We start from the raw sequence: 22,718 nt of genomic DNA, 5'->3' as shown, positions 1-22,718 counted from the left end.
CTTCCCCCTCTCTAACAGTATGTAACATGAAGCAAAGAAGCGATGGCCCAACCATTCGCCGGACCATCGCTGAACCGTTGCGTCAGTCTTGTTTGAAACGACGCTCAAGTTCTTTTAGTTTTGCTTCGAAATCATCTTCGTCCGCTGGATCGATCTTCTCTTCAGCGGCCGGTTCTTGTTTCTTCTCTTCTGCTTTTTTCTCTTCTTCCGTGAATGGATGTGTCTTCGACGTCTCTGCCCCGAAGATTTGATCGAGCGCACCTTTCAATAAATCCAGGTTCTCACGCATTGCGAACTCATACCGTTTGTTTTGCATCTCATCGAGTTTCAGTCGCATCTCGAGAGCTCGGCGCTCGAGGGTATCGAGTTCACGTGCTCCTTCATCGAGGAGACCTTCAAAATAACGATACTGCTCACCGTAATGCTTCGACTCGAGAGCTGCCCGTTCGGCGAGCTTGTCTTCGCCTGCTTGTTTGGCGAGTTCCGTCTGCTCGTAACGCTTATCGGCCATCTGCTTGGCGTCATCGCGTTTTGTAGCAAGTTCCTCGAGCAATGACTTTTGACGCTCAACGAGACGTTCGACTGACAGCGCCTCTTTTTCAGCACCGCGGATGTGGCGGTTCAATTCGGCTTCCCCACTTGAGCGTGGAGCCGAACGTGGCCCCTCTTTATCTTGAAACTTCTTCATCTCTTTCGATAGTTCTTTCGTCAACTCGTTAGCTAAATCACGAAACTGGTCAAATGGTGTTTTCATCTTGATGTCCTCCTTTTGAATCTTAGCGACGGTTTACAAACTTCTGCCACACTTGATCGAACGATTGAAAACTGCTGCGGCTCGCACGCGACCCGTCCGCATTGAAAATCTCGACGTCTTGTTTTTGGTTGGCATACATCATATACCCTTTAAACAATACCCATGCCACCACAATCCCGATCAACGCCCAAATATTCGATAAAATTGTGATGATCCCGATCACGGCAAGCGCGCCGTAACCGATTTTTGCGCCGACATGTGTCACGGCCATAAATCTGACTCCAGCCCACAGTGCTAAGAGCGCCCCCAAACCGAACATGATCATGTTCGGTAAAAAGCCGATTAGAACGAGAACTAAAGAGATCGCGGCCACAATGAACAATACTTGCTTCACCTGGCGATTCATCGATTATCCCTCCTCGTTAAGTACACTCTTATCATAATACGTTATTTTCAATAGTGCGACGAGCGGAAGGCTTGTTTTCCCTCGGTCTGTAGACTGAGATGATAGCGTTCTCAAATCGTATGCTATACTAGAGGCATCGAACAACGAAAGGATGATGTTTTATGAGCACCGTACAATTCGCAGTACACACTTTGTCAGCCAACAGGAGGGCGACTGTCCTCCACAACTAAAAGGAGGATTCTATTTGAATCAAACAACGACAACGGGACGTGTCACGGCACAGTTCCAACATATGTATACCATCACGACTGAAAGTGCGAACTATACGTGCAGTGTCACCGGGAAATTCCGACATGAGGCCGAAAGCGAGCGCGACTATCCGGTCATCGGTGACTTCGTCGAGTTCACCGTTCGTGAGCATGGTCAAGGCGTGATTCGGCGTCTCCTTGAGCGGCGCACTGTCCTGTCACGGGCAGCGGCCGGCAACGAGACGCGCGAACAGCTGATCTGCGCGAACGTCGACTTTATCTTGATCACGATGGCGTGCGGACACGATTTCAATCTGCGTCGGCTCGAACGTTACTCGCTCGCCGCTTGGGAAACCGGCGCCACACCGCTCATCATCTTGACGAAATCGGACCAAGTCGACAACCCCGAGGCGCTCGTCGATGAGCTCGCTTTGACGGTTCCGGGGGTCGATGTCTTCCCTGTCAGTTCACTCACAGGCGACGGCGTCGAGGCGTTGCGAGCCGCACTGCCGAGCGGAAGCACCATCGTCCTCGTCGGCTCGTCCGGTGTCGGGAAATCGACGCTGACGAACGCGCTCGCCGGTGAGACCGTCGCCGAGACACAGGCCGTCCGCGAGAGCGATGAGCGCGGCAAGCACACGACGACGCATCGCGAACTGTTCCGGATTGACGATTTGTTCGTCATCGATACGCCCGGTATGCGTGAATTCGGTCTTTGGGACGGGGCCGACCACCTCGACGAGACGTTTCGGGATATCGAGGCGCTCGCCGAGACGTGTCGGTTCCGGGACTGTGCGCACGGCAACGAGCCAGGCTGCGCCGTCCGAGCCGCCATCACATCCGGAACGCTCGATGCGAAACGCTATCAGAGCTTCGTCAAGCTCGAGCGCGAGCTCCGCTACGCGGAAAAACGCCAAGCGGAGGCGGCACGTCTCGCTGAGAAGAAGAAACGAAAAACGAAAGCTTAATCTAAGAGAGGAGTCACAGAAAAACTGTGGCTCCTTTTTCGACCTTCCTGCCCTAGCACCAAGTCTTATCACCAATCCGACATTTGTGAACAATCGTTCAGAAATAGTTCGCATAAATGCAGGCAAAACCCTCGAAAGAAAGCGGTTTCTCCGCTACAATGGATTCGTATTGTCACAGATAAAAATCGCTAGCATACAGGGAGAGACCTATGAAAACATTGAACGAACGCGCACTTGAGATGCACGCCATGCATCACGGAAAATTGGAAACGACACCGAAAGTCGACGTCGACACGAAAGAAGCGCTCAGTCTCGCTTATTCACCAGGTGTCGCCGAACCATGCCGTCGCATCGCTGAAGATAAAGAACTGTCTTACGACTATACACTCCGTGCCAACACGGTCGCCGTCGTCTCGGACGGAAGTGCCGTCCTCGGCCTCGGCAATATCGGTCCAGAGGCCGCGCTCCCGGTCATGGAAGGGAAAGCCGTCTTGTTCAAAAGCTTTGCCGGGGTCGATGCGTTCCCCATCTGTCTCGACACGCATAACGTCGACGAGATCGTCCGGACGGTCGAATTGCTTGCGCCGACATTCGGTGCCGTTAACTTAGAAGACATCAAGGCGCCCGAATGTTTCGAGATCGAGGCGCGCCTGAAACAGACGCTCCCGATTCCCGTCTTCCATGACGACCAACACGGGACGGCCATCGTTGTCCTAGCAGGTCTCGTCAACGCACTACGACTCGTCGACAAGACGATGCCTGAACTTCGGGTCGTCATGAACGGTGCCGGGGCTGCCGGCATCGCCATCGCGAAACTGTTGAAGCGTTTCGGCGTCGAAGACCTCGTCATCTGTGACACGAAAGGTGCGATTTACGAAGGACGCGTCGAAGGGATGAACCCGTTCAAAGAGCAAATCGCCAAAGCAACGAACCGGAAGCAACATGAAGGGACGCTCGCCGATGTGCTTCAAGGTGCCGACGTCTTCATCGGCGTCTCGGCGGCCGGTGCCGTCACCGAAGAGATGGTTCGTTCGATGGCTGTCGATCCGGTCATCTTCGCACTCGCGAACCCGATTCCGGAGATTATGCCGGACCTCGCGACAAAAGCCGGGGCGCGTGTCGTCGCGACCGGTCGTTCCGACTTCGCCAACCAAGTGAACAACGTCCTCGCCTTCCCTGGTATTTTCCGCGGGGCGCTTGACGTTCGCGCCACCGAGATCAACGAAGAGATGAAAGAAGCGGCCGTCCACGCGATTGCCGACTTGTTGACCGAGGAAGATCTCATAAACGGGGTCGTCATCCCGAGCCCGTTCGATGAGCGAATCGCACCCGCCGTCGCAGTCGCGGTCGCCAAAGCCGCCGTCGAGACCGGCGTCGCCAAGCGCCCACTCGATGAGGCAGCCATCCGTCAGCACGTCAGTCAAAAACATTTGTAATCCAAAAAACTGCGCAGACCGTGACGGTCTGCGCAGTTTTTTAAACGGTTCCTTGTAAGATCCCTTCCGCCCATTCTACTTCTTCCGTCGTCGGGGGTTTAATCCCTTTGAGCGGATAGTCGAGACCGAGTGCCTCCCATTTATAGACACCCATCTCATGGTACGGCAAAATTTCGACTTTCTCGACGTGGTCGAGCTTTTGAATGAACGCGGCCGTGCGGCGGAGCGCTCCTTCATCAAGTGTCCATTCTGGGACGAGGACGTGGCGAATCCACATTTTCGTTCCGCGCTCGGATAAATGTTCAGCAAGCGTGAGCGTGTTGACGTTGCTCCGTCCCGTCAGTTTCTTACACATGTCATCGTCGATATGTTTGATATCGAGTAAGACGAGATCCGTATGATCTAAGATGGCATCCAAGTTAGGGGGACGAAGTGCGCCCGACGTGTCGAGTGTCGTGTGGAGCCCGTGTTTCTTCGCTTCACGCAAGAGCGCTTCTAAGAACTCTGGCTGCGCGAGCGGGTCGCCCCCTGAAATCGTGATACCGCCTTTTGATGCTTCCATGAACGGACGATAGCTGAGCGCTTCTTGAATGACGTCCTCGGCCGAACGATGGTTATTCTTTTTGAAATCCCACGTGTCAGCGTTGTGGCAATACAAGCAACGAAGCGCACAACCTTGTAAAAAGACGATAAAACGAATTCCCGGGCCGTCAACGGTTCCAAACGATTCGACCGAGTGTACATATCCCATTGTCATCGAAATGACCTCCTAACGAATGAGCGGCCTTCAGAAGAAGGCCGCCAAGCCTTGATTACTTACAATGAACCGTGGAACGTCCGGTTGATGACGTCGATTTGTTGTTCGCGCGTCAACTTGATGAAGTTGACCGCATAGCCAGAGACGCGGATGGTGAGCTGTGGATATTCTTCCGGATGCTCCATCGCATCGAGCAACGTTTCACGGTTGAAGACGTTGACGTTCAAGTGATGTCCTTTATGCTCGCCGCCCATATAGCCGTCAAGAAGTGCCGCTAAGTTGAGTTCACGAGCTACTTCTTCTTTGCCTAGTGCTTTCGGTACGATCGAGAACGTGTATGAGATCCCGTCTTGCGCATGCTCGAACGGAAGTTTCGCGACTGATGAGAGCGATGCGGCAGCACCTTTCGTATCGCGGCCATGCATCGGGTTCGCACCTGGGGCGAACGGTTCGCCGGCACGGCGTCCGTCCGGTGTGTTCCCAGTTTTCTTGCCGTAGACGACGTTTGATGTGATCGTCAAGACCGATTGCGTATGGAGCGCGTCGCGGTATGTTTTATGCTTACGCACTTTTTCCATGAACGACTCAACGAGTTCGACGGCGATTGAATCGACACGGTCATCGTTGTTTCCGAATTTAGGGAAGTCGCCTTCTGTCTCGAAGTCGACAGCAATGCCTTGCTCGTTGCGGACCGGTTTCACGGTCGCATATTTGATGGCTGACAGACTATCTGCTGTGACCGAGAGACCGGCGATTCCGCATGCCATCGTCCGTAGGATTTCTGGGTCATGAAGTGCCATCTCGATCCGTTCGTACGCATATTTATCGTGCATGAAGTGGATGACGTTGAGCGTGTTGACGTAGAGCTCGGCGAGCCAATCGAGCGTCCGATCGAAGTCGGCATACACTTTGTCGTACGTGAGCACGTCTTCGGTGTTCATCTCCCAAACCGGCGCGATTTGGTCGCCGCTCTTCTCATCGCGGCCTCCGTTCATGCTGTAAAGGAGTGCTTTTGCCATGTTGGCGCGGGCACCGAAGAACTGCATCTGTTTCCCGATCTTCATCGGTGACACACAGCAGGCGATGCCGTAGTCGTCGCCAAACTCTGGAAGCATGAGGTCGTCGTTCTCATATTGGATCGCAGACGTCTCAATCGACATCTTCGCGCAATATTGTTTAAATCCTTCTGGCAATTTCGTCGACCAAAGCACCGTCAAGTTCGGTTCTGGTGCTGGCCCGAGGTTTGAGAGTGAATGCAAGAAGCGGAATGAGCTCTTCGTCACGTTCGAGCGACCATCCTCACTCATCCCACCGATTGACTCGGTCACCCACGTTGGGTCACCCGAGAACAATTCGTTGTAGTCAGGCGTGCGCAAGAATTTGACAATCCGGAGCTTCATGATGAAGTGGTCGACGATTTCTTGAACGTCTGACTCGGTCAAACGACCTGCTTCGATATCACGTTCTGCGTAAACATCGAGGAATGTCGAGACACGTCCAAGTGACATCGCGGCGCCGTTCTGTTCTTTGACGGCTGCGAGATATGCAAGGTATACCCATTGGTACGCCTCTTGTGTATTTTCCGCCGGACGGCCGAGGTCAAACCCGTACGCCGCACCGAGTTGTTTCAACTCTTGGAGGGCCCGGAGCTGCTCAGACATTTCTTCCCGTGTCCGAATATCTGACTCTGATAAGAAACCGCCACGGTTCGCCAAGTCTTTTTTACGTTCTGCAATCACGAAATCTAACCCGTACAAGGCAACACGACGGTAGTCGCCGATGATCCGTCCTCGGCCGTAAGCGTCAGGAAGACCTGTGATGATCCCTGACTTCCGCGCCGCCCGCATCTCAGGTGTATACGCATCGAAGACACCTTGGTTATGCGTTTTGCGAATTTCCGAATAAATCTTTGTGATTTCAGGGTTCGGCTCGAAACCGTATGACTCAAGGGCAGCGTCGACCATCCGGACCCCGCCGTTTGGATGGATCGAACGTTTGAACGGCTCGTCCGTTTGAACACCGACCACTTTCTCGAGCTCTTTGTTTAAGTATCCCGGTCCGTGCGAGACGATTGTCGATGGGTTGTTTTGATCGACCGCCCAAACACCACCGCGTTCCCGCTCTTCTTTCGTCAATTCCATCACTTGTGCCCAAAGACGGTTCGTCGCATCGGTCGGTCCGACGAGGAAATGATCGTCCCCTGTGTATTCGTGTCGGTTCAAACGGATAAACTCACCGACGTTCACTTCGTTCGTCCACTGCCCAGGTACAAATCCTGACCAGGCTGATTTAATTTCGGTTGCCATTGTGGGTCACTCCTCATAGTTGAGATAACTGCGTGCTTTCTATAAGTTGAGTGTACGTGAAAACGTGAACATTTTGTTTTACATTCTTGTGAAAGTTGTAACAATCTCATGAACGTTGGCATAAAGCCGTTTTTGTAAGCGCTTTAAATACTGTTATAATGCAAAAACCCTTCCTTCTGAAACAGATAAGTCTTGTTACGGCAGGATTCAACTCATTTCTGTATCATTTCAGATGGGATGTGACGATTTATACAGTTTTCGTAGTGATGTACCTCACACCTCGGGGATAGAACTTGAATTTTTGCCTTATATCGGACACAATGAAGGCAGAACATTGTAGAAGAGGAAGGGGTTCTTCCCATGACGTACGAATTATTGACAGCCGCTCACGATTTAAAGACCGGTGACCGCATCTCTCTTAAAGTAGAGGAAAACGGTGAACAACGTGACGGATTTATCACTGAGTTTGAAGATGCAGGTTTTTGGATTCGGTTTGACGACGACATCGAAAACGAGGATTTCATCGACTACCGCGATAACTTGCTCGTTGCTCTCATCTCGCGCCCGATTGACGTGGCAGCGACGTATCCAGAGCTCGCTTCATACGAACGGTTGACGAAAGAATTGCAGTACCGTGTGTATCAAGGCTTCACCGTCGAAGGCGTCGAGGCGTCGGCTGACCAAATCGATGTGCACATCAAACTCATCGAGGACGGACAGACGTTCACACAGACACTCCGTTCTTCATTCGACCAAGATACTGAACATGTTCGCTATATCTAAGACAGGGAGCGCTTATGCTTCCTTTGTTTTTGCCCCACGATAAGGAGAATTGATATGAACTTTACAAAACCATTTATTAACGAAGCCTGGGATCGCCTTGGCTTTACTGAACCAATGCCGGTCCAAGCCGAAGCCTTCCCGCTTCTTCTTGACGGAAAAGACGTCACGATTGAAGCGCCGACAGGTACCGGGAAGACGCTTGCTTACTTATTACCCGCCATCGAAAAAATCGACGCGTCGAACGACCGCATCCAAGTCGTCATCGTCGCGCCGACGCGTGAACTCGTCATGCAGATTCAAACGGTCGCGCAACGCTTCACCGAGAAAGGTGACGTCCGCATCGCTTCGTTCATCGGTGGTGTCGAGTTGAAACGTCAAATCGACCGGTTGAAGAAAAAACCACATTTGATCGTCGGGACACCGGGCCGACTCGTCGAACTCATTGAGAAGAAAAAGTTGAAACTTCACGAGACGCATACGATCGTCCTCGACGAAGCCGATCAAATCATCGATAGCGGTTTGACAGAATCTGCCGAACGGATCATCAAACATACGGCGCATGAACATCAAATCGCCCTCGTCTCGGCGACACTCACAGACACGCTTCAAGCGTGGGCTGCCCCGTTCTTAAAGGAGCCGGCACATGTGAAAATCGAGCGGGCCGTGAGCGCACAAGTCACCTACGGCTACATGTTGACGACGCGCCGGTATAAACCAGAGTTGCTCCGCCGCCTGTCGCATGTCGACAACGTCAAAGCGCTCGCCTTCATCAACAACCGTTCGTTCTTGCCACCGTTGAAAGGTGAGCTCGACAAGATGAAAGTGAACTATCGCATGCTCGACAGCTTGAAAGGGAAGCGCGAACGTGTCGAAACACTTCGTGAGTTCCGTAAAGGCGACTATCCGCTCCTCATCACGACAGGTCTCGCAGCCCGTGGCCTTGATATCGAAGAAGTGACACACGTCGTCCATTTCGACTTGCCAGAATCGATTGATGACTTCATTCACCGCTCGGGCCGAACGGCACGCGGCAATGCGGCTGGGACTGTCCTCTCGCTCGTGACGGATGAAGATTTGACGCATTTGAAATCGTTCGCTCGTCAACTCGGCGTCGAATTGAAAGAACTCGAGATTTACCGTGGAGACGTCATCGAGAAACGGATTGAGGATAAACCGCCGGTCGTCAAGCGCCCTGCGAACAAACGAGGACCACGCCGATGAAAAAAGACCGGAAAGTAATTCCATTCCCTTTGCTCGTAGAAGAGTCCGAATTGCTGGCCGAGCTGAAAAAGTTATATGAGCAAGCCGCGCTCGCGCGTAGCACGCAATGGACGAACTATATACAAGAAATCGCCTCAGAAGGCACGTGGCACTTGAAAGACGCGGAGCTATTTCGTGACTTGTTCATCGATTGGGCCGTCTTTTTCGAGACGGACGAGGATGGGATGACACCGCACGGACGCTACTTGGCGGACCATAAGGCCGACATGTCCCCCGCCCTGTATCACGCGCTCCGAGGCTTGGCGGTCCCGCGCTGTTCAGTCTTCGAAGTGACCGAAGACGGTTTACGCGATTGGGAGACGAAAGAGATTTACAAAGTGATGCTTCCGGAAGCTCGTGAACCGGGCGATGTGATGCTCGGCAAACTGCTCGATATCCGCGGCAACTGGCGGTTCGGGTCGGCGTTCCTCGCCCTCCCGGCGAAGATGGCCGGTAACGTGTCGGACCTGTATATCGATTTCACCGACGAGGTCGGTCCAGGTGCGTTCCTCGACCAGTTCCCGGAGTTCTGTGCGGAACTGATCGACATGTTGCTTGATTTAGAAGAAGGGATTATCATCCCGAAACCATCAAAATAAGCGAGAGGCGGCCGCCTCTCGCTTATTTTTTTATTCCACGTAATATTCTGTGTTGTTCACCAATGCTTTCGCCTCGTCGTTCGTCGCTTTCACCGTGGCGCTCGAGATGGCTTTTCCATCTTGATAGACATCGATGACGGCCCCATCTTTCGTAGGGCGGGCATGGTACAGTCGGTCCCCGATGTATGAGGTCGTGCCGACCGAACCATCGATGACTGAACGTGTCGACTTCTTCCCAGTCTTCAAATCGATGACGAATTCGGTCCCGTCTTCTTGTAAGGAAATCAATTGATCCTCGTACACCGTCGCGTTCCACATGTCACCGTCTGCCATCAATTCAACGACTTGTTTCGTTTCCGCATCATACGCATAAATCCCAATCTTTTCTTGCTCACTTAAATAAGTTTCTCCATTTTCCGTGATGGATGTTTGCTCGGTCATGCCAACCGGGATGAACCGATTATCCGCGTCAATCGTCGCCATGTACGGTCGGAAAGCCCACGACGTTCCAGTCACGGTCGAAATGGATTCATCTTGTAACGCCACGCTCTCGATCACGATTTGTTTGGAAGCCTCATCGAACCTAGCAATTTTCGTCTCTGGATTCTCTCCATAACCATCTCGGTAAATGACATGCACGTTTCCTTCATGAACAAAGAGGCCGGCCCAAGGACTGTCCATCAATTCAGAAGCGCCATCAACTTCATTCCCAAAGACTTGTTTGGTGACTTCTTGTCCATTCATTCGGAACACCGCAATCTCTTTGTTCCCGTTCTGGCCGACGCCAATATAGCCGTCAGCTGTTCGAATCGATTGCATAAAACTTAAGCCAGACAATTCTCGATAAAAACCACGAACTGACGGATCTACCTCGCTCCGATAATTTAACGCCTCTTCGATATAGTTCACATTGCTCGTCACACGACTACGATCGGTCGTCAATTGGAATCGTTCCGTCGTACCTTCTTCTTCCGTTCCGTAAAATAGACCAACCGTTTGTGACTTCCACACACTAGGATTCGTTTTGACATCTAACTCCCATTCCGCTTTCGTGTCCCGCATATCGAAAGCGAACGTCCCGAGACCGATGACGACGACCGCACCGAGTGCGACCACATTCCACATTCGTTTCATACGCTCACCTCACACACTTAATTTCTTCATCAGGTAACGATGACTAATCCACACCGCTGCCATCATCCATGCCATTAGACCGAGACCAATCACAAGCGTCATCTCATCCATAAACAAGCGGTTCTCCAGGAAGAAAAGTGCCGTCACAGGAACGACAATCAACGTTCCAAGCATCAACATCGCAATGATCGACGACCACATTGTCCGCTGCCATAGACTTCGTTCAATCAACACGAATGTGAAGACGAATAAAATGATGATCACAATCAGCAATTGATGGATGATAAAGTTGACGATTGAAGCAGGATACATGATTGAGAGCGCCCCATCGTAGCCGATGGTCTGTTCGAATGAGCCACGCATCGGAATTATTTGCGAGTCAAACCAACTCGAAAACGCTATGTACTGGAGTTTGAGCGCAATCCACTGGACGGAGAACAATCCAAGGATCATCAACATCATCGTCACTAGCTTCGCACCGAAGACGAGCATCCGCTGTTGCGGCATGAGCAGCAGGCGCATCATGAACGTGCCGCGACCTTGGAAATCCCGATACCAAATCCAAAAACTGAAAAATATCATCGCCGTCACCGCTACCCCGATCGACAAAATAAACGCCATGCCTCCGAGATAATTGGCGAACGTCAAGATATAATCCGGTGTCCCGGTGCGACGGATTTCTTCATACATATTCGTCTCGCTCCATAAAAAGAATCCGAGCCAACCGAACTGAACGACGACGAGCAGTGTGATCAAGATGAGATACGGTTTCGTCATCCGTTCGACTTCCCATCCGATTAGTTTCAATAAGTTCATGCCCCAAACTCCTCTCTCATGACATCGACGATCGACTTTCCGTGAATGAAGCGGACGTCTTCAACGTCGAACTCACGGACGATTCGACCGTTGTTCAACATGACGGCCTTATCGACCAAATATTCGATGTCTTCAATCTCATGCGTCGTGATCAAGACGCCGCGGTCTTCCATGATGTCACTCGAGAACAACTCGACGATTTGTTCTTTCGAGAATACGTCGATGCCCGAGAACGGTTCGTCGAGCAATAAATAGTCCGGGTCTTGGGCGATGCCGAGCACCAAATTCACTTTCGCGAGCGTCCCTTTTGAGAGTTCATTCAACTTGTCCTCTGGGAACAGCTTGAACTCATCGACAAGACGGGCAAACAATTTCGGGTCGAACTTTGGATAAAAGTCGCGCATGAACGCCTCGCACTGTTCAATCGTGAAATGGAGCGGGAACGTCGAGTGATCCGGCACGAACGCGACACGATTCAAGTCGAGCGGTTTGCCGTCGACGAGCACCGTCCCCCGGTCGAATGGCGTCAGCCCCATGATCCCTTTGAGAATGGTCGACTTCCCGGTCCCATTCAAGCCGATTAGGCACGTGATTTCTCCTTTTTGGGCCGTGAACGACACGTCTTCGATAACTTGTTTTCTCCGGTAACGTTTTTTAACTCCCAATACTTCGATCATCGAGATTCCCCTCCCCGTATTGCCGTTTGATTTTATCGACGAGCTCATCCATCGTGACGTCGAGTTCTTGAATCGATTCGACGAAGACGGCGACCGCCTCATCGACGAGTTCGGTACGGATCCGTTTCAATACATGTTCATCCGTCGTCACGCGACTTGGGCGATTCCGTTCGGTCGTAATCAATTGTTGTTCCTCCATTTCTTTGAACGCCTTTTGGACGGTGTTCGGGTTAATTTTCAATTCGCTCGCTAGCTCACGCCGCGACGGCATCTCTTCGCCCGCTTTCAGTTCGCCAAGTGCCATTTTCTTTTTGAAGTAGTCGACGACTTGGATGTAGACCGGGGCTCTCGTGTTGAATTGTATGATCATGTGGTCACCTCTCTAAGTGTATGATTCGACTAATACACTATCTGACTGTATTATCACCATAGTACACTAACGGAGTCAACAGTTTTTTCCAAAACAAAAACGCATCCTCCTATAAGTGGATGCGTCAACTGGATTGAACGATGTGATTGGCCTTGGCTTTCGGATTAACCGTCTTCAAATAATGCACTTCTCCGGGCCAGTACCGGCGCTCGTACTTGGCAATCCGCTCCGACAAATCGCCGATATACGTATCACGATTCAAGACCCGTTCATACCGGACCTCCCGCGGACAGTCGAGATAGACGACGTAGTCAAAATAAGGGCGCCACTCGTCCCGCAATAAAAAAATCCCTTCGATCAAGACAAGTGCGTTCGGAGCAATCTCGATTTTTCGCATGACGATTTCGTCCCGGTCGCGCGCATAGTACGGTAACGTCAGCGTTGTCTCCCCTTGCCGCAACGGTTCGAACAACGTCTGGACAAGTAAGTCGACGTCCCATTGGAGCGCATAATATTCCATCGCTTCCGATTGTCCCGTCTCGTAACGCCGATGCCGCTCGACGATAAAATCATCGATATGTAGCATCACTTCCTTCGGTGAGGTCCCGCGCAGTTGATCAACAAGCGTCGTCTTCCCAGCTCCGCTCAATCCATCGATGGCGACGATGAACGGCCGGCCTTGCGGATGCTTGGCGTGTTCTCGACGAATGGTTTCCCGTAAAGTGTCCATCCCCTCATCCCCTTCCCACAAAAAAAGTCAGCCCCGCTAAAGGGCTGACTTCAGTTTACCAGAGCACCCAGCCTTTCGCTCCCGGTGGCGCACTCTCAATCAAGTGCCAAATCGGGACCGTATAAGCGAACGCGATCAAGACGAACGTGACGGTGATCCATAGTTTCCAGTTTTCAAAGAAACGAGGCGTCTCCATCGCTGCCTCTTCCGTCTCAGCGAGCGGGAATTCTTCCTCCCCTTTCGGCGCGAGGAACGACAAGTTGAACATTGAGTAAACGAAGATGAGGACCGAGATCAAGAGGATCGTCCCGCCAATCGCCATGGCGATGTGGTATGGAATCCATTCGCGCGTAAGCGCATCCGAGAAGTACGTTGCCGGTCCGGTCCGACGCGGGTTACCTTGGAGTCCTGAGATGTGCATTGCGTAAGACATGATTGACATCCCAAACGCCCACGTTCCCGTTTGAATCAATCCGAGTCGGTTCATCTTTTTCGTGAGTGTACGACCGCGCAATACCGGTACGAGCCAATATGCCGTTCCGAAGAACGTCAAGGCGACGGCCGTCCCGACTGTGATATGGAAGTGACCTGTGACCCAAAGTGTGTTGTGGACCATCGCGTTCAATTGGTGCGATGCGTTGATGATCCCGCCGGCTCCGGCTGGAATGAAGAACAACATGCCCACGAACGGCGCGAGGAAACGGACATCCCCATATGGCATTTTCTTGACCCAACCGAATAGCCCACGGGCACCGAGTGCGCGACCGCGAAGCTCGAACGTCGCAAACAGCGAGAACGCCGTCATAAACGACGGGATGACGACGAGGAACGTCAAGATGACTTGAACGAACTTCCAGAACGGCTCAATCCCCGGCTCTGTCAACTGGTGGTGGAAACCGACCGGGAACGAGAACAAGAGGAACAATAGGAACGCCATCCGGGCGAGCGCATCCGAGAAGATTTTCCCCCCGATGACTTTCGGCACGACCGTATACCAGACGATATAGGCCGGCATGAGCCAGAAATAGACGAGGGGGTGACCGAAGTACCAGAACAACGTCCGTGATAACTCAATCCCGACCGTGTCTTTCCATCCGAGCGAGAGCGGTAGCAGCTGGAACAGAATCGTTCCGGCCACACCGAGCGTCGCGATGACCCACAATAGCATCGTCATGACACTCATATACGCCGGAAGCGGCGGGTGAATACCTGGGTTCTCCCGTTTGTAGTCCGCATACATCCGGAACATGGCGAACGCAGACAACCATGTGCCGACGACAAACAAGACGAGGCCGATATAGAAGATCGGGTCGGCCATGAGCGGCGCGTAAAACGTATACAACACGGTCGCTTTATTGGCGAGCACCATGATCGTGACGAGCACGGCACCGGCGATGATCATCCAAAATCCGAGCCATGCGACCCGGGTCGGGAACGACTCAAAACGTCCGAACGACTTAGCGAGGAGCGCGTAAAGAAGACCGATGATGAACATTGTCGTGAAGACGAGACCGAGCATGATACCGTGTGCGGTCAAGAGTTGATAATAACCAAATACTTCCGGGATGACGCCCGTTCGGATGAGCGTCTGCATGAGTCCTGCCAAACCGCCGATCAGGACGGCGAGGACCGAAATGACGACATGGGCATAGGCGAGGCGCGCTTCTTTAACACCGATACTTGGTACCGGTACGCCGCGTTCCATTTCCCACTGTTTTAATTTTGAGGCTACGTCATTCATTTAGTCCACCACCTTAATTTTTGTCGACATCATGTGATGTCCGGTCCCACAGTATTCGTTACATAGAATCAAGAATTCGCCTGCTTCTTCGAACGTATACGTGAGCGAGTTGATGTGGCCTGGCACGACCATCATATTGACCGGTGTCCCTGTCAATTGGAACCCGTGGACGACGTCCGGTGACGTGACGAGAAACGTGACTTTCGCCCCTTTTGGGATTTCCACATTGCCCGGTGTGAATGTGAACGCTTGGGCGACCATGACGAGCTCATACTCGTTGTCACCGATTTTATGAAGCCCTGGTTTGTCGAACGGTGCAGTTTGATGCACTTTTGCCGGGTCGATCAAATCGGCGTCCGAAGCCGGCTGATTCCCTGCCGCAAACGCAGAGATACCGAGCACTGTCAAAAAGACGCCTAATAGAATAATGCCGAATACTAACCAATACTTCTCAAGTTTATGAATATGCATCGTGCTTCCCTCCTCTTGCTCGTTATCGTGTCACAAATAAGTAAAAGACCGACGACCACATGGCAATGATGACACCAGCGACAATCATGACCGATGTGAACGTGCCTTTTAAGTTCGGTTCTTGTCCATCGTTTTTCTCCACGTGAAGGACCCCTTTCCCTTTGATTTCCACTTTCATTGTATGAAAAGGGGCACTGATTAATATGTGACATTTGTCACTTCAAAAGTGACAATCACATCAAATTTGCGTAGTTTCCACACATAAAGTTCACATTTGGAAAAAAGGCATACAAAAAGGCGATTGCTCCGACATCAGTCGGTCCAATCACCTGTTCATGTTCTCATGTCGTGACGCCGCACGTTTTTCAATGCTTATGAACGGCAAGTCAAAGCCGACAAATACCGGCGGGACAGCCTTCGCAGTAACATAGCTCTTTTAGGAAATCGATGTCATGCAACACCATCGATGTCGGAGTCGTCGTTAACACGCCTTCTTTCCGCCACTGGTTCATCATTCGATTGACCGTTTCGCGAGGTGCACCGATCAATTGTCCGAGTTCGCCGTCAGACGGATGTCTCGGAACTGTGACCCCCTCTGTCTCCTCTACGCCGTGCATTGCCGCCATGCGAAGCAACGTCGAGGCGAGCGCCCCTGGCTTCCCATACAGCAACAAGTCACGTAACTTCATCTCGGACTGTTTGCGCATCATCGAAGTCCAACGCAACACCTCCGTAGCCAGCTGCGCGTCTTGACGCACGAGCTCGTCCATCTCTTGTTTTGAAATCCAGCCGATGACACTGTCCTCGGTCGTCTCGATACTATAGGAGCTCGGGAATACATCGTCGATGTCGAACTCTCCAAAGAAGTCGTCAGCGCCGTATATGAACATGATGAGCGAACTCCCTTTTTTCGTCAGTTTCGTGAATTTGACGGTACCGCTCTTCAAATAAAAGAACTTACTGCATTTTTCTCCTTCCCAACAAACGATACTCGCTTTTGAATATTCTTGAAACGTCATCATCTCGAATAAGAGCTGTTTCGTCTCTTCTGAGAAGACGAAGCTGTTCGGTTGGGTCGTCCCACATTTCATAGTCATGTTGTCTGCTCCCTCCACTGGTCTCATGCCTAATCTGGCCTCGTGCGTGATATATGGTTTTATTATACAGGAGGGCAATGGGCATTTTCATAAAAGTATGTGACATTTCAAACAATCTTCTTATTTTTTCGTTCACAAAAAAAGACTGCAGGCTCTCTGCAGTCTAATCCAATCATCGGTAGACGAGTCGAATCAACTTCTCGGCTCCCTTGAAGTTCGGATAACGAACCGGCAAATCAAATTTCGTCGTATTGCGTAAAATCGATTTGGCATGGCTGAACGTCTCAAAGCTGTAGCGACCATGATACGAGCCCATTCCGCTCTCACCGACGCCACCGAACGGCAGGTTCGGGTTCGTCAAATGCATAAGGACATCATTGACACAACCTCCGCCAAACGTGAGATGCTTCATCACCTTCTGTTCCACCTCTTTCGTCTCAGTGAACAAATAGAGCGCGAGCGGGTGTGGGCGCGCTGCAACGAAATCAATCACTTCATCGAGTTGACGATACGTGAGTACCGGTAGAATCGGCCCAAAAATCTCATCCTTCATAACGTTTGCGTCTTCTTCGATGTCCGTCAATACAGTCGGAGCGATCTTCAATTGATCTCGGTCGGTCTGACCTCCGAAAAATACGTCGCCTTCCGTCAAATATCCGGTCAAACGGTCGAAATGTGTCTCATTGACGATTCGTGTGAACCGCTTCGTCCCGACGCCATTCCCGAACATCGTGAACGCTTCACGTTTAATGGCTTCGAGGAATACCTCTCGTTTCGATTCATGGACGAGGACATAGTCTGGAGCGACGCACGTTTGCCCAGCGTTCATCCATTTGCCCCAAGCGATCCGTTTCGCCGCAATCTCGATATTGGCATCGTCATGGACGATGGCCGGCGATTTCCCGCCGAGCTCAAGCGTGACCGGCGTCAAATGTTTCGCCGCCGCCTCCATGACAATTTTCCCGACCGGTGTCGACCCAGTGAAGAAGATATGGTCCCACTTCTTTGCGAGCAGTTCCGTCGCCACGTCTTTATCTCCTTCGACGCTGACGACGAAGCGGTCAGTGAACGCCCGTTCGAGCACTTTTGTGATTATTTGGGCGACGTTCGGTGTCAATTCCGAAGGCTTCACGACGGCCGTGTTCCCTGCGGCAATCGCTCCGATGAGCGGTGCCATCGCCAATTGAAACGGGTAGTTCCATGGAGCGATAATCAGTACCGTGCCATAAGGTTCATACATGACCTCACTTTTCGTCCCGAGATGAATCGAAGCACCGCGGACTCGCTTCGGGCGCATCCAACGTTTCAACTCACGAGTCGTCCGTGTAATCTCATCGTAGACGAAACCAATCTCCGTCGTGAACGCGTCGAGTTCCGATTTGTTCAAATCCTGCTCCAACGCTTGGAGAATTTCGGCCTCATGATGTTTAATCGATTCTTTTAAAAACGTCAGCATACTGAGACGGAATGCGAGCGATTTGGTCGCTTGTGTCCGATAGAAGCGACGTTGTTTACGGATGAGCTCTTCGATGGTCAACTGTTCGATTGGTGCGAGCATAAATCTGCCTCCCTTAGATGATAGCGCTAGCTTCATCTTATCATTTTCTCTTGGCCATCGACCATTTTGAACCTTCGCTCCGCACACTCTCGGTCTGCCTTATCTCACGGGCACGTTCCGCTTTTTCGCTTGTTGCATCAAGACGAGAACCAACCCGGCGGCGAGCAAGATGCCTCCGGTCACCGTGAATTTTTGCGTCAACGTGATGGAAAGCCAGCCTAAAAAAGCCGAGCCCGTTACCGTCCCGAGCGAGAAGAAGGCATAAAAATATCCGTAGGATTTGCCACGGTTGGCATGGTTGGTGGCTTTGATCAACATCGTGTTGATGGCTGGGAACAAGATCGCGAAACCGACACCGTACAAGGCGAGCACCCCGTATAAGAGACTAGATGTCTCGGCACGGCCGATCAACAGTTGGCTCACACCAAGAATGCCGACACCGAGTGCCGCAAGTTTCGCTGGTTCGATTTGATCGAACAAACGGTTCGTCGGTAACACAAATACGAGCACCGCCATGATTCCGAACGTACTAAGCAGTGTCCCGCTCAAGCGGGAGTCATAGCCGAGCGACTGTACATAAAGTGGTAGCAAGAACGCGATCGCACCTTGCGAGAACATTAAAAGGAAGGCACCGATATACGCCTTCACGACGTCACGTTCAAGCCGTGATTTCCCTTCCTCTTGACGGCTCGATGTTCCGAGCGACAGTTTCGACGGACGTAAAAAGATGAGTGCGAGTAATGCGACCATCGCCCCATAAAACGCGACGTATGTGAAAACGACGGGGACGGTCGTTCGACTCGCCATGATCCCACTGAACGCCGGCCCGATGATGGCCGCCAACCCGACAAAACTGCCGGTCAATGCCACTTTCTTCCCTTGACGGTTCGCTGCGGTCAAATTGGCAGACAACGTGAACGCGGCCGGTACGATCAAGCCGGCGACAAACCCGTGCACGATGCGGACGATGAGAAGCGTCGTCGATGTGTCGACGAGATGGTATGACAATAGACTGAGGCTCGATAGCCCGAGACCGACGAATAAGATGACGATCGGACCGATCCGGTCAGTCCAGATCCCCGATAAAATGTTGCCGAACGTGTTCGACAATGAATAAATGGCAATGACGAGTCCGGCGATGAACGGTGTCGCACCGACCGATGTCGCGAACGTGCTCATGACTGGAAGCTGGGCAAAAAGATCAAAGAAAGCAAAAAAGACGATACTATAAATGACAAAGGCAGATGCTTTGTTCATAGTCACAACTCCTTGGTACAGCCCGATTTTCGAACTGTTCGTTTCAGCTTCAGTCTAGCTTGCCGGTTTCACTTTGTATACACGGGAAGGCGCACGGACACAAAAATGCCCTACAAACCAGTGGCTTGTAGGGCATTTGCATCAGTTCGTGACTTCGACCGCTGTATCGAGTGCGACACGGATCATCTCGTCAAACGTCGTTTGACGTTCTTCGGATGTCGTCTCTTCTCCTGTCAACAAGTGGTCTGAGATCGTAAGGATCGTCAACGCGTTCACTTTATGTTTCGCAGCGAGTGTGTAGAGTCCTGCCGCCTCCATCTCGATGGCGAGGCAACCGAAGTCGGCCCACTTCTTGAAATGGTGGAAATCATCTTGATAGAATTGGTCGGCTGTGAAGATTTGACCGACTTTGACCGGGATGCCGGCCTTTTCAGCGTTCATATAAGCGCGATGTAGGAGGTCGAACGTCGCTGTCGGTGCATAGTCCATCCCGTTGAAGCGCACACGGTTTTGACCCATCTCACTCGATGCGCTCATCGCGATGACGACGTCACGTACTTTAACGTCTTCTTGAATCCCACCGGCCGTACCGACACGGATCAAGTTTTTCGCGCCGTATGACATGATCAATTCGTTCACGTAAATCGACATCGATGGAACGCCCATTCCTGTCCCTTGAACCGAAATGCGTTTCCCTTTATATGTTCCTGTGAAGCCATACATCCCGCGGACCTCGTTATATAACTCGACGTCCTCAAGGAACGTTTCCGCGATATATTTCGCGCGAAGCGGATCTCCCGGTAACAATACCGTTTCTGCGATTTGTCCTGGTTCTGCCCCAATGTGTACACTCATGATTAAATTCCTCCTTCAAGATAGTCGGTGACACTGCTCCCGATATTCATTCGGGGTGATGCCAACCTGTTTTTTAAAGACTTTCCGGAAATATTTATCATCCGAAAAGCCGACCGCTTGGGCGACTTCATAAATACGTTGTCTACTCGTCTCAAGGAGACGTTTCGCCTCGAGCATCCGGATCGACAGCAAATATTCGGATAAGTTGACGCCGTACTGTTGTTTGAAGCGACGCGATATGTATTCGCGGCTCAAGTAAAAGCGCTCGCTCATCCCTTGTAAGCTGAGTTCTTCCGCATAATGGCGCTCGATGAACGCACCAATCTGTAGAATCGGATCCGCTTCATCAGGCGTGACGTCAGCAAGAGCGCGTGCAAGCGTCTCATTCAAGACGTCCGGGTCGATCGGCTTCAACAAGTAATCAAAACTACCGAGCTGAATCGCACGCCGCATGTACGAATATTCGTCATAACCGGTCAATACGATTAGCTTGGTCGCCTCAGCTTCCTTATGAACCCATTCCATCAGCTCGATGCCGTTACAACGAGGCATCTGCAGGTCCGATAAAATCAGTGCCGGCCGTTCCTTGGCGATGATTCGTTTCGCTTCTTCCCCGTCCTGCGCCTCGATCACTTTCGTGACGCCGAGCTGTTCCCACTCCCCGAGCAGTTTCACCGCTTCCCGTACCGGCGACTCATCATCGACGATCAATACTTTCGTCATGACGCATCCGCCTCCTTTACGGCCGGGAAACGCATGACAATACGAAATCCGCCTGTCTCTGGTGTAGCCAACATAAACTGAGCCTCCCGATTATAGTTTAACATGAGTCGATCCCGAATGTTCTTTAAACCGGTGCCTTCTGCCCCATTCAAAGGTTGGGTCGACTTCTCAATCCGTTCTTTTAACAACGCTAGCTCTTCGTCCGAGATATCGCGTCCGCTATTCTCACATCGAATCACGAGATCTGGCCCTGCTTGGTGAATCCGGACCGAGAAGTGGTTCGCTGCTGTCGCACCGTCGCGCTCAAATCCATGCTTAAAGAAGTTCTCGGCGAGCGGCTGCAAAATCATCTTCGGCACGGTCAAATCGAGGAGCGTCTCCGGAACGTCGACCTCGATCTCGAATTGATCCGGGAACCGGACTTGCTGCAGCCGAATGTAAGACGTGAGGTGGTCGACTTCTCGCCTAAGCGTCACCATCGATTCGTCCGGATGCATCGTGTAACGCATCATCGACGAGAGTTGGGTAATCAGACGGTACACCGTCTTACCGTCCCCTTTCAACGCGAGCGTCCCAATCGACTGCAAGGCGTTGAATAAAAAATGTGGGTTCGTCTGGGCTTGGAGCGCTCTCAGTTCATTCGTCCGATTTTCGAGCGCTAGACGATATTCTCGTTGAATCAAATCGTCAATGCGTTCGATCATCCGTTTGAATTGCCGTCCGAGCACACCGAACTCATCATTTCCGAGGGAATCGAACGAGACCGTCATATCCCCTTGTTCGATGCGCCATATATTCGATGTCAGTGTCTTGATCGGGGTCGTCAAGCGCATCGAAGCGTAGGTCGCACCGATCAACGCCAATACGAGCGACACCATCCCAACAACGAAGATGATGAACGATGTCCGCGATGCCGGTTCGGTCAACAGACGATCTGGAATCGATTTCCCGACGTAAAACGTCTGGTTCTCAAACTCGAACGCTTTGACAATGCGGTGATGCTTTCCATCGCTCGACAACGAGTTCGTCGACACGTTTTGCGGGATTTCACCGTCACCGAGTTGCGCAAACACTTGATTACCGCCTCCGATGAACCAGAGGCTCTCAGTCGGGTTGTTCTGTAACGAGGCGAGCTGACCGATGAAGACGTCTTCCGGGATATCAATGGAAAGAATCGCGAGCGGCTGGTCCGTCTCAATCTTATCGAGCCGAAAATGAAGCGTGACGACCTCTTCTTCCGAGACGAGCGGACCGAAATCATGATACGGCACAAGCGGATGCGAGGCCTCGAGCAGGACGCGACTCTCTTCATCCTTCAACAACTGCTGTTGAATCGCACTCGGTTGCTGTTTCGAACGCGGGGACACTTTCATTTTATAAGCGGCGAACGAGTCCATGTCTTCGAGCATGAGCAGTTGAATCTGGGCCACATCCTCGCGGGACAAGTACATTCCGAGGAGCGCCCGTCTCACTTCCAATTCGGTCTGCTGAAGGGATAGCCCCGGCCCATACTCGAGAATATCGAGCACGTCCCGGTTCGCATATAGACTTGTCGGCAGGCGGCTCAAGTCCGAGATATATCGCTCCATTTGCAGCGTCCCACGCTCAAGCGACCATTCGGTGAGCTGGAGCCCCCGCTCTCGCTCCCTATCTTTGACGTACCAAAAAGAAATGACCGTCGCCAAAATGACGGGAACGATAATCGTCAAGGCGATCATTCCCGTCAGCTTCGTCCGAATGCTCATCCGCGCATCGCCTCCTCGCTGTCATTA

23 protein-coding genes are annotated in these 22,718 nt (G+C 51.8%); 5 read left to right on the top strand and 18 right to left on the bottom strand.

Annotated elements, in window-relative coordinates; all coding sequences use genetic code 11:
* Positions 1-82 precede the first annotated feature (82 nt).
* Entirely contained in the window at positions 83-754 is a 672-nt protein-coding gene (locus tag KNP78_RS09335; RefSeq protein WP_034781105.1) for a PspA/IM30 family protein, read from the bottom strand.
* A 22-nt stretch (positions 755-776) separates the two neighbouring features.
* Positions 777-1,160 (bottom strand): lmo0954 family membrane protein, encoded by a 384-nt coding sequence (locus KNP78_RS09330; RefSeq protein ID WP_034781108.1) that lies wholly within the window; start codon positions 1,158-1,160, stop codon positions 777-779.
* 244 nt (positions 1,161-1,404) lie between these two features.
* On the opposite strand from KNP78_RS09330, the gene rsgA reads away from it, so the two are divergent.
* Both rsgA and KNP78_RS09320 read left to right on the top strand, forming a co-directional pair.
* Positions 1,405-2,376: a ribosome small subunit-dependent GTPase A gene (gene rsgA, locus KNP78_RS09325; RefSeq protein WP_214823834.1), complete on the top strand. Its 972-nt coding sequence runs from the start codon at positions 1,405-1,407 to the stop codon at positions 2,374-2,376.
* Positions 2,377-2,585: 209 nt separating this feature from the next.
* Positions 2,586-3,812, top strand: a complete 1,227-nt coding sequence (locus KNP78_RS09320; RefSeq protein ID WP_214764211.1) for an NAD(P)-dependent malic enzyme — start codon at positions 2,586-2,588, stop codon at positions 3,810-3,812.
* 40 nt (positions 3,813-3,852) lie between these two features.
* Here KNP78_RS09320 and pflA read toward each other — a convergent pair whose 3' ends face one another.
* The gene (gene pflA / locus KNP78_RS09315; RefSeq protein WP_214823832.1) at positions 3,853-4,569 is read right to left on the bottom strand and encodes a pyruvate formate-lyase-activating protein; all 717 of its coding nucleotides are present in this window, start codon (positions 4,567-4,569) and stop codon (positions 3,853-3,855) included.
* A 59-nt stretch (positions 4,570-4,628) separates the two neighbouring features.
* A complete protein-coding gene (gene pflB / locus KNP78_RS09310) occupies positions 4,629-6,875 on the bottom strand; it encodes a formate C-acetyltransferase (protein ID WP_214823830.1) in 2,247 nt (748 codons plus the stop codon).
* A gap of 360 nt (positions 6,876-7,235) precedes the next feature.
* Here pflB and KNP78_RS09305 point away from each other — a divergent pair, with 360 nt between their 5' ends.
* The 3 genes from KNP78_RS09305 to KNP78_RS09295 are packed head-to-tail and all read left to right on the top strand — an operon-like array spanning position 7,236 to position 9,517.
* Positions 7,236-7,658, top strand: coding sequence for a hypothetical protein (locus tag KNP78_RS09305; protein WP_034781118.1), 423 nt, complete (start codon positions 7,236-7,238; stop codon positions 7,656-7,658).
* A gap of 54 nt (positions 7,659-7,712) precedes the next feature.
* Positions 7,713-8,879: a DEAD/DEAH box helicase gene (locus KNP78_RS09300; RefSeq protein WP_214823822.1), complete on the top strand. Its 1,167-nt coding sequence runs from the start codon at positions 7,713-7,715 to the stop codon at positions 8,877-8,879.
* Positions 8,876-9,517 carry a hypothetical protein gene (locus KNP78_RS09295; protein ID WP_214823815.1) on the top strand — a complete coding sequence of 214 codons (642 nt, stop codon included), beginning with the start codon at positions 8,876-8,878 and terminating at the stop codon, positions 9,515-9,517. Before KNP78_RS09300 ends, KNP78_RS09295 begins: the two co-directional genes overlap by 4 nt.
* A gap of 30 nt (positions 9,518-9,547) precedes the next feature.
* Here the strand turns inward: KNP78_RS09295 and KNP78_RS09290 are convergent, their stop codons facing one another.
* From KNP78_RS09290 to KNP78_RS09225, 14 genes are all read right to left on the bottom strand, one after another.
* On the bottom strand, positions 9,548-10,651 hold the full coding sequence (locus KNP78_RS09290) for a hypothetical protein (protein ID WP_214823812.1): 1,104 nt from the start codon (positions 10,649-10,651) through the stop codon (positions 9,548-9,550).
* Positions 10,652-10,660: 9 nt separating this feature from the next.
* Positions 10,661-11,467, bottom strand: coding sequence for a hypothetical protein (locus KNP78_RS09285; RefSeq protein ID WP_214823811.1), 807 nt, complete (start codon positions 11,465-11,467; stop codon positions 10,661-10,663).
* Complete coding sequence (locus KNP78_RS09280) at positions 11,464-12,144, bottom strand: ABC transporter ATP-binding protein (protein WP_214823810.1); 681 nt, start codon at positions 12,142-12,144, stop codon at positions 11,464-11,466. The genes KNP78_RS09285 and KNP78_RS09280 overlap by 4 nt, the downstream gene beginning before the upstream one ends.
* Complete coding sequence (locus tag KNP78_RS09275) at positions 12,122-12,514, bottom strand: GntR family transcriptional regulator (protein ID WP_214708735.1); 393 nt, start codon at positions 12,512-12,514, stop codon at positions 12,122-12,124. Before KNP78_RS09275 ends, KNP78_RS09280 begins: the two co-directional genes overlap by 23 nt.
* A gap of 124 nt (positions 12,515-12,638) precedes the next feature.
* Positions 12,639-13,244 (bottom strand): kinase, encoded by a 606-nt coding sequence (locus tag KNP78_RS09270; protein ID WP_214823809.1) that lies wholly within the window; start codon positions 13,242-13,244, stop codon positions 12,639-12,641.
* Between the two features lie 55 nt (positions 13,245-13,299).
* Positions 13,300-14,985: a b(o/a)3-type cytochrome-c oxidase subunit 1 gene (locus tag KNP78_RS09265; RefSeq protein WP_034781132.1), complete on the bottom strand. Its 1,686-nt coding sequence runs from the start codon at positions 14,983-14,985 to the stop codon at positions 13,300-13,302.
* Complete coding sequence (locus tag KNP78_RS09260; RefSeq protein ID WP_034781134.1) at positions 14,986-15,456, bottom strand: cytochrome c oxidase subunit II; 471 nt, start codon at positions 15,454-15,456, stop codon at positions 14,986-14,988.
* A 22-nt stretch (positions 15,457-15,478) separates the two neighbouring features.
* Positions 15,479-15,598, bottom strand: coding sequence for a cytochrome c oxidase subunit 2A (locus KNP78_RS09255; protein WP_232819585.1), 120 nt, complete (start codon positions 15,596-15,598; stop codon positions 15,479-15,481).
* A 244-nt stretch (positions 15,599-15,842) separates the two neighbouring features.
* Entirely contained in the window at positions 15,843-16,553 is a 711-nt protein-coding gene (locus KNP78_RS09250; protein ID WP_034781136.1) for a Crp/Fnr family transcriptional regulator, read from the bottom strand.
* A gap of 172 nt (positions 16,554-16,725) precedes the next feature.
* The gene (locus KNP78_RS09245) at positions 16,726-18,111 is read right to left on the bottom strand and encodes an aldehyde dehydrogenase (protein WP_214823808.1); all 1,386 of its coding nucleotides are present in this window, start codon (positions 18,109-18,111) and stop codon (positions 16,726-16,728) included.
* A gap of 99 nt (positions 18,112-18,210) precedes the next feature.
* Entirely contained in the window at positions 18,211-19,368 is a 1,158-nt protein-coding gene (locus KNP78_RS09240) for an MFS transporter (protein WP_214823807.1), read from the bottom strand.
* 141 nt (positions 19,369-19,509) lie between these two features.
* Positions 19,510-20,223, bottom strand: coding sequence for a purine-nucleoside phosphorylase (gene deoD / locus KNP78_RS09235; RefSeq protein ID WP_034781140.1), 714 nt, complete (start codon positions 20,221-20,223; stop codon positions 19,510-19,512).
* A 15-nt stretch (positions 20,224-20,238) separates the two neighbouring features.
* Positions 20,239-20,946: a response regulator transcription factor gene (locus KNP78_RS09230; protein ID WP_034781142.1), complete on the bottom strand. Its 708-nt coding sequence runs from the start codon at positions 20,944-20,946 to the stop codon at positions 20,239-20,241.
* Complete coding sequence (locus tag KNP78_RS09225) at positions 20,943-22,691, bottom strand: sensor histidine kinase (protein WP_214823805.1); 1,749 nt, start codon at positions 22,689-22,691, stop codon at positions 20,943-20,945. The genes KNP78_RS09230 and KNP78_RS09225 overlap by 4 nt, the downstream gene beginning before the upstream one ends.
* Positions 22,692-22,718: the final 27 nt, after the last annotated feature.

Source organism: Exiguobacterium sp. s28, from assembly GCF_018618135.1.
Lineage (GTDB): Bacteria > Bacillota > Bacilli > Exiguobacteriales > Exiguobacteriaceae > Exiguobacterium > Exiguobacterium mexicanum_A.
Note: the sequence above shows the minus strand (reverse complement) of the source record. Positions and strands in the feature narration are given on the sequence as shown.

Excerpts from the sequence above, each read along its gene's own strand:
- KNP78_RS09245 (WP_214823808.1), bottom strand. The coding sequence starts at position 18,111 with ATGCTCGCACCAATCGAACAGTTGACCATCGAAGAGCTCATCCGTAAA.
- KNP78_RS09295 (WP_214823815.1), top strand. The coding sequence starts at position 8,876 with ATGAAAAAAGACCGGAAAGTAATTCCATTCCCTTTGCTCGTAGAAGAG.
- KNP78_RS09285 (WP_214823811.1), bottom strand. The coding sequence starts at position 11,467 with ATGAACTTATTGAAACTAATCGGATGGGAAGTCGAACGGATGACGAAA.
- KNP78_RS09300 (WP_214823822.1), top strand. The coding sequence starts at position 7,713 with ATGAACTTTACAAAACCATTTATTAACGAAGCCTGGGATCGCCTTGGC.
- KNP78_RS09240 (WP_214823807.1), bottom strand. The coding sequence starts at position 19,368 with ATGAACAAAGCATCTGCCTTTGTCATTTATAGTATCGTCTTTTTTGCT.
- KNP78_RS09305 (WP_034781118.1), top strand. The coding sequence starts at position 7,236 with ATGACGTACGAATTATTGACAGCCGCTCACGATTTAAAGACCGGTGAC.
- KNP78_RS09230 (WP_034781142.1), bottom strand. The coding sequence starts at position 20,946 with ATGACGAAAGTATTGATCGTCGATGATGAGTCGCCGGTACGGGAAGCG.
- pflA (WP_214823832.1), bottom strand. The coding sequence starts at position 4,569 with ATGACAATGGGATATGTACACTCGGTCGAATCGTTTGGAACCGTTGAC.
- KNP78_RS09250 (WP_034781136.1), bottom strand. The coding sequence starts at position 16,553 with ATGACTATGAAATGTGGGACGACCCAACCGAACAGCTTCGTCTTCTCA.
- KNP78_RS09290 (WP_214823812.1), bottom strand. The coding sequence starts at position 10,651 with ATGAAACGAATGTGGAATGTGGTCGCACTCGGTGCGGTCGTCGTCATC.
- KNP78_RS09335 (WP_034781105.1), bottom strand. The coding sequence starts at position 754 with ATGAAAACACCATTTGACCAGTTTCGTGATTTAGCTAACGAGTTGACG.
- KNP78_RS09320 (WP_214764211.1), top strand. The coding sequence starts at position 2,586 with ATGAAAACATTGAACGAACGCGCACTTGAGATGCACGCCATGCATCAC.
- KNP78_RS09260 (WP_034781134.1), bottom strand. The coding sequence starts at position 15,456 with ATGCATATTCATAAACTTGAGAAGTATTGGTTAGTATTCGGCATTATT.
- pflB (WP_214823830.1), bottom strand. The coding sequence starts at position 6,875 with ATGGCAACCGAAATTAAATCAGCCTGGTCAGGATTTGTACCTGGGCAG.
- KNP78_RS09265 (WP_034781132.1), bottom strand. The coding sequence starts at position 14,985 with ATGAATGACGTAGCCTCAAAATTAAAACAGTGGGAAATGGAACGCGGC.
- KNP78_RS09225 (WP_214823805.1), bottom strand. The coding sequence starts at position 22,691 with ATGAGCATTCGGACGAAGCTGACGGGAATGATCGCCTTGACGATTATC.
- KNP78_RS09280 (WP_214823810.1), bottom strand. The coding sequence starts at position 12,144 with ATGATCGAAGTATTGGGAGTTAAAAAACGTTACCGGAGAAAACAAGTT.
- KNP78_RS09275 (WP_214708735.1), bottom strand. The coding sequence starts at position 12,514 with ATGATCATACAATTCAACACGAGAGCCCCGGTCTACATCCAAGTCGTC.
- deoD (WP_034781140.1), bottom strand. The coding sequence starts at position 20,223 with ATGAGTGTACACATTGGGGCAGAACCAGGACAAATCGCAGAAACGGTA.
- KNP78_RS09270 (WP_214823809.1), bottom strand. The coding sequence starts at position 13,244 with ATGGACACTTTACGGGAAACCATTCGTCGAGAACACGCCAAGCATCCG.
- KNP78_RS09330 (WP_034781108.1), bottom strand. The coding sequence starts at position 1,160 with ATGAATCGCCAGGTGAAGCAAGTATTGTTCATTGTGGCCGCGATCTCT.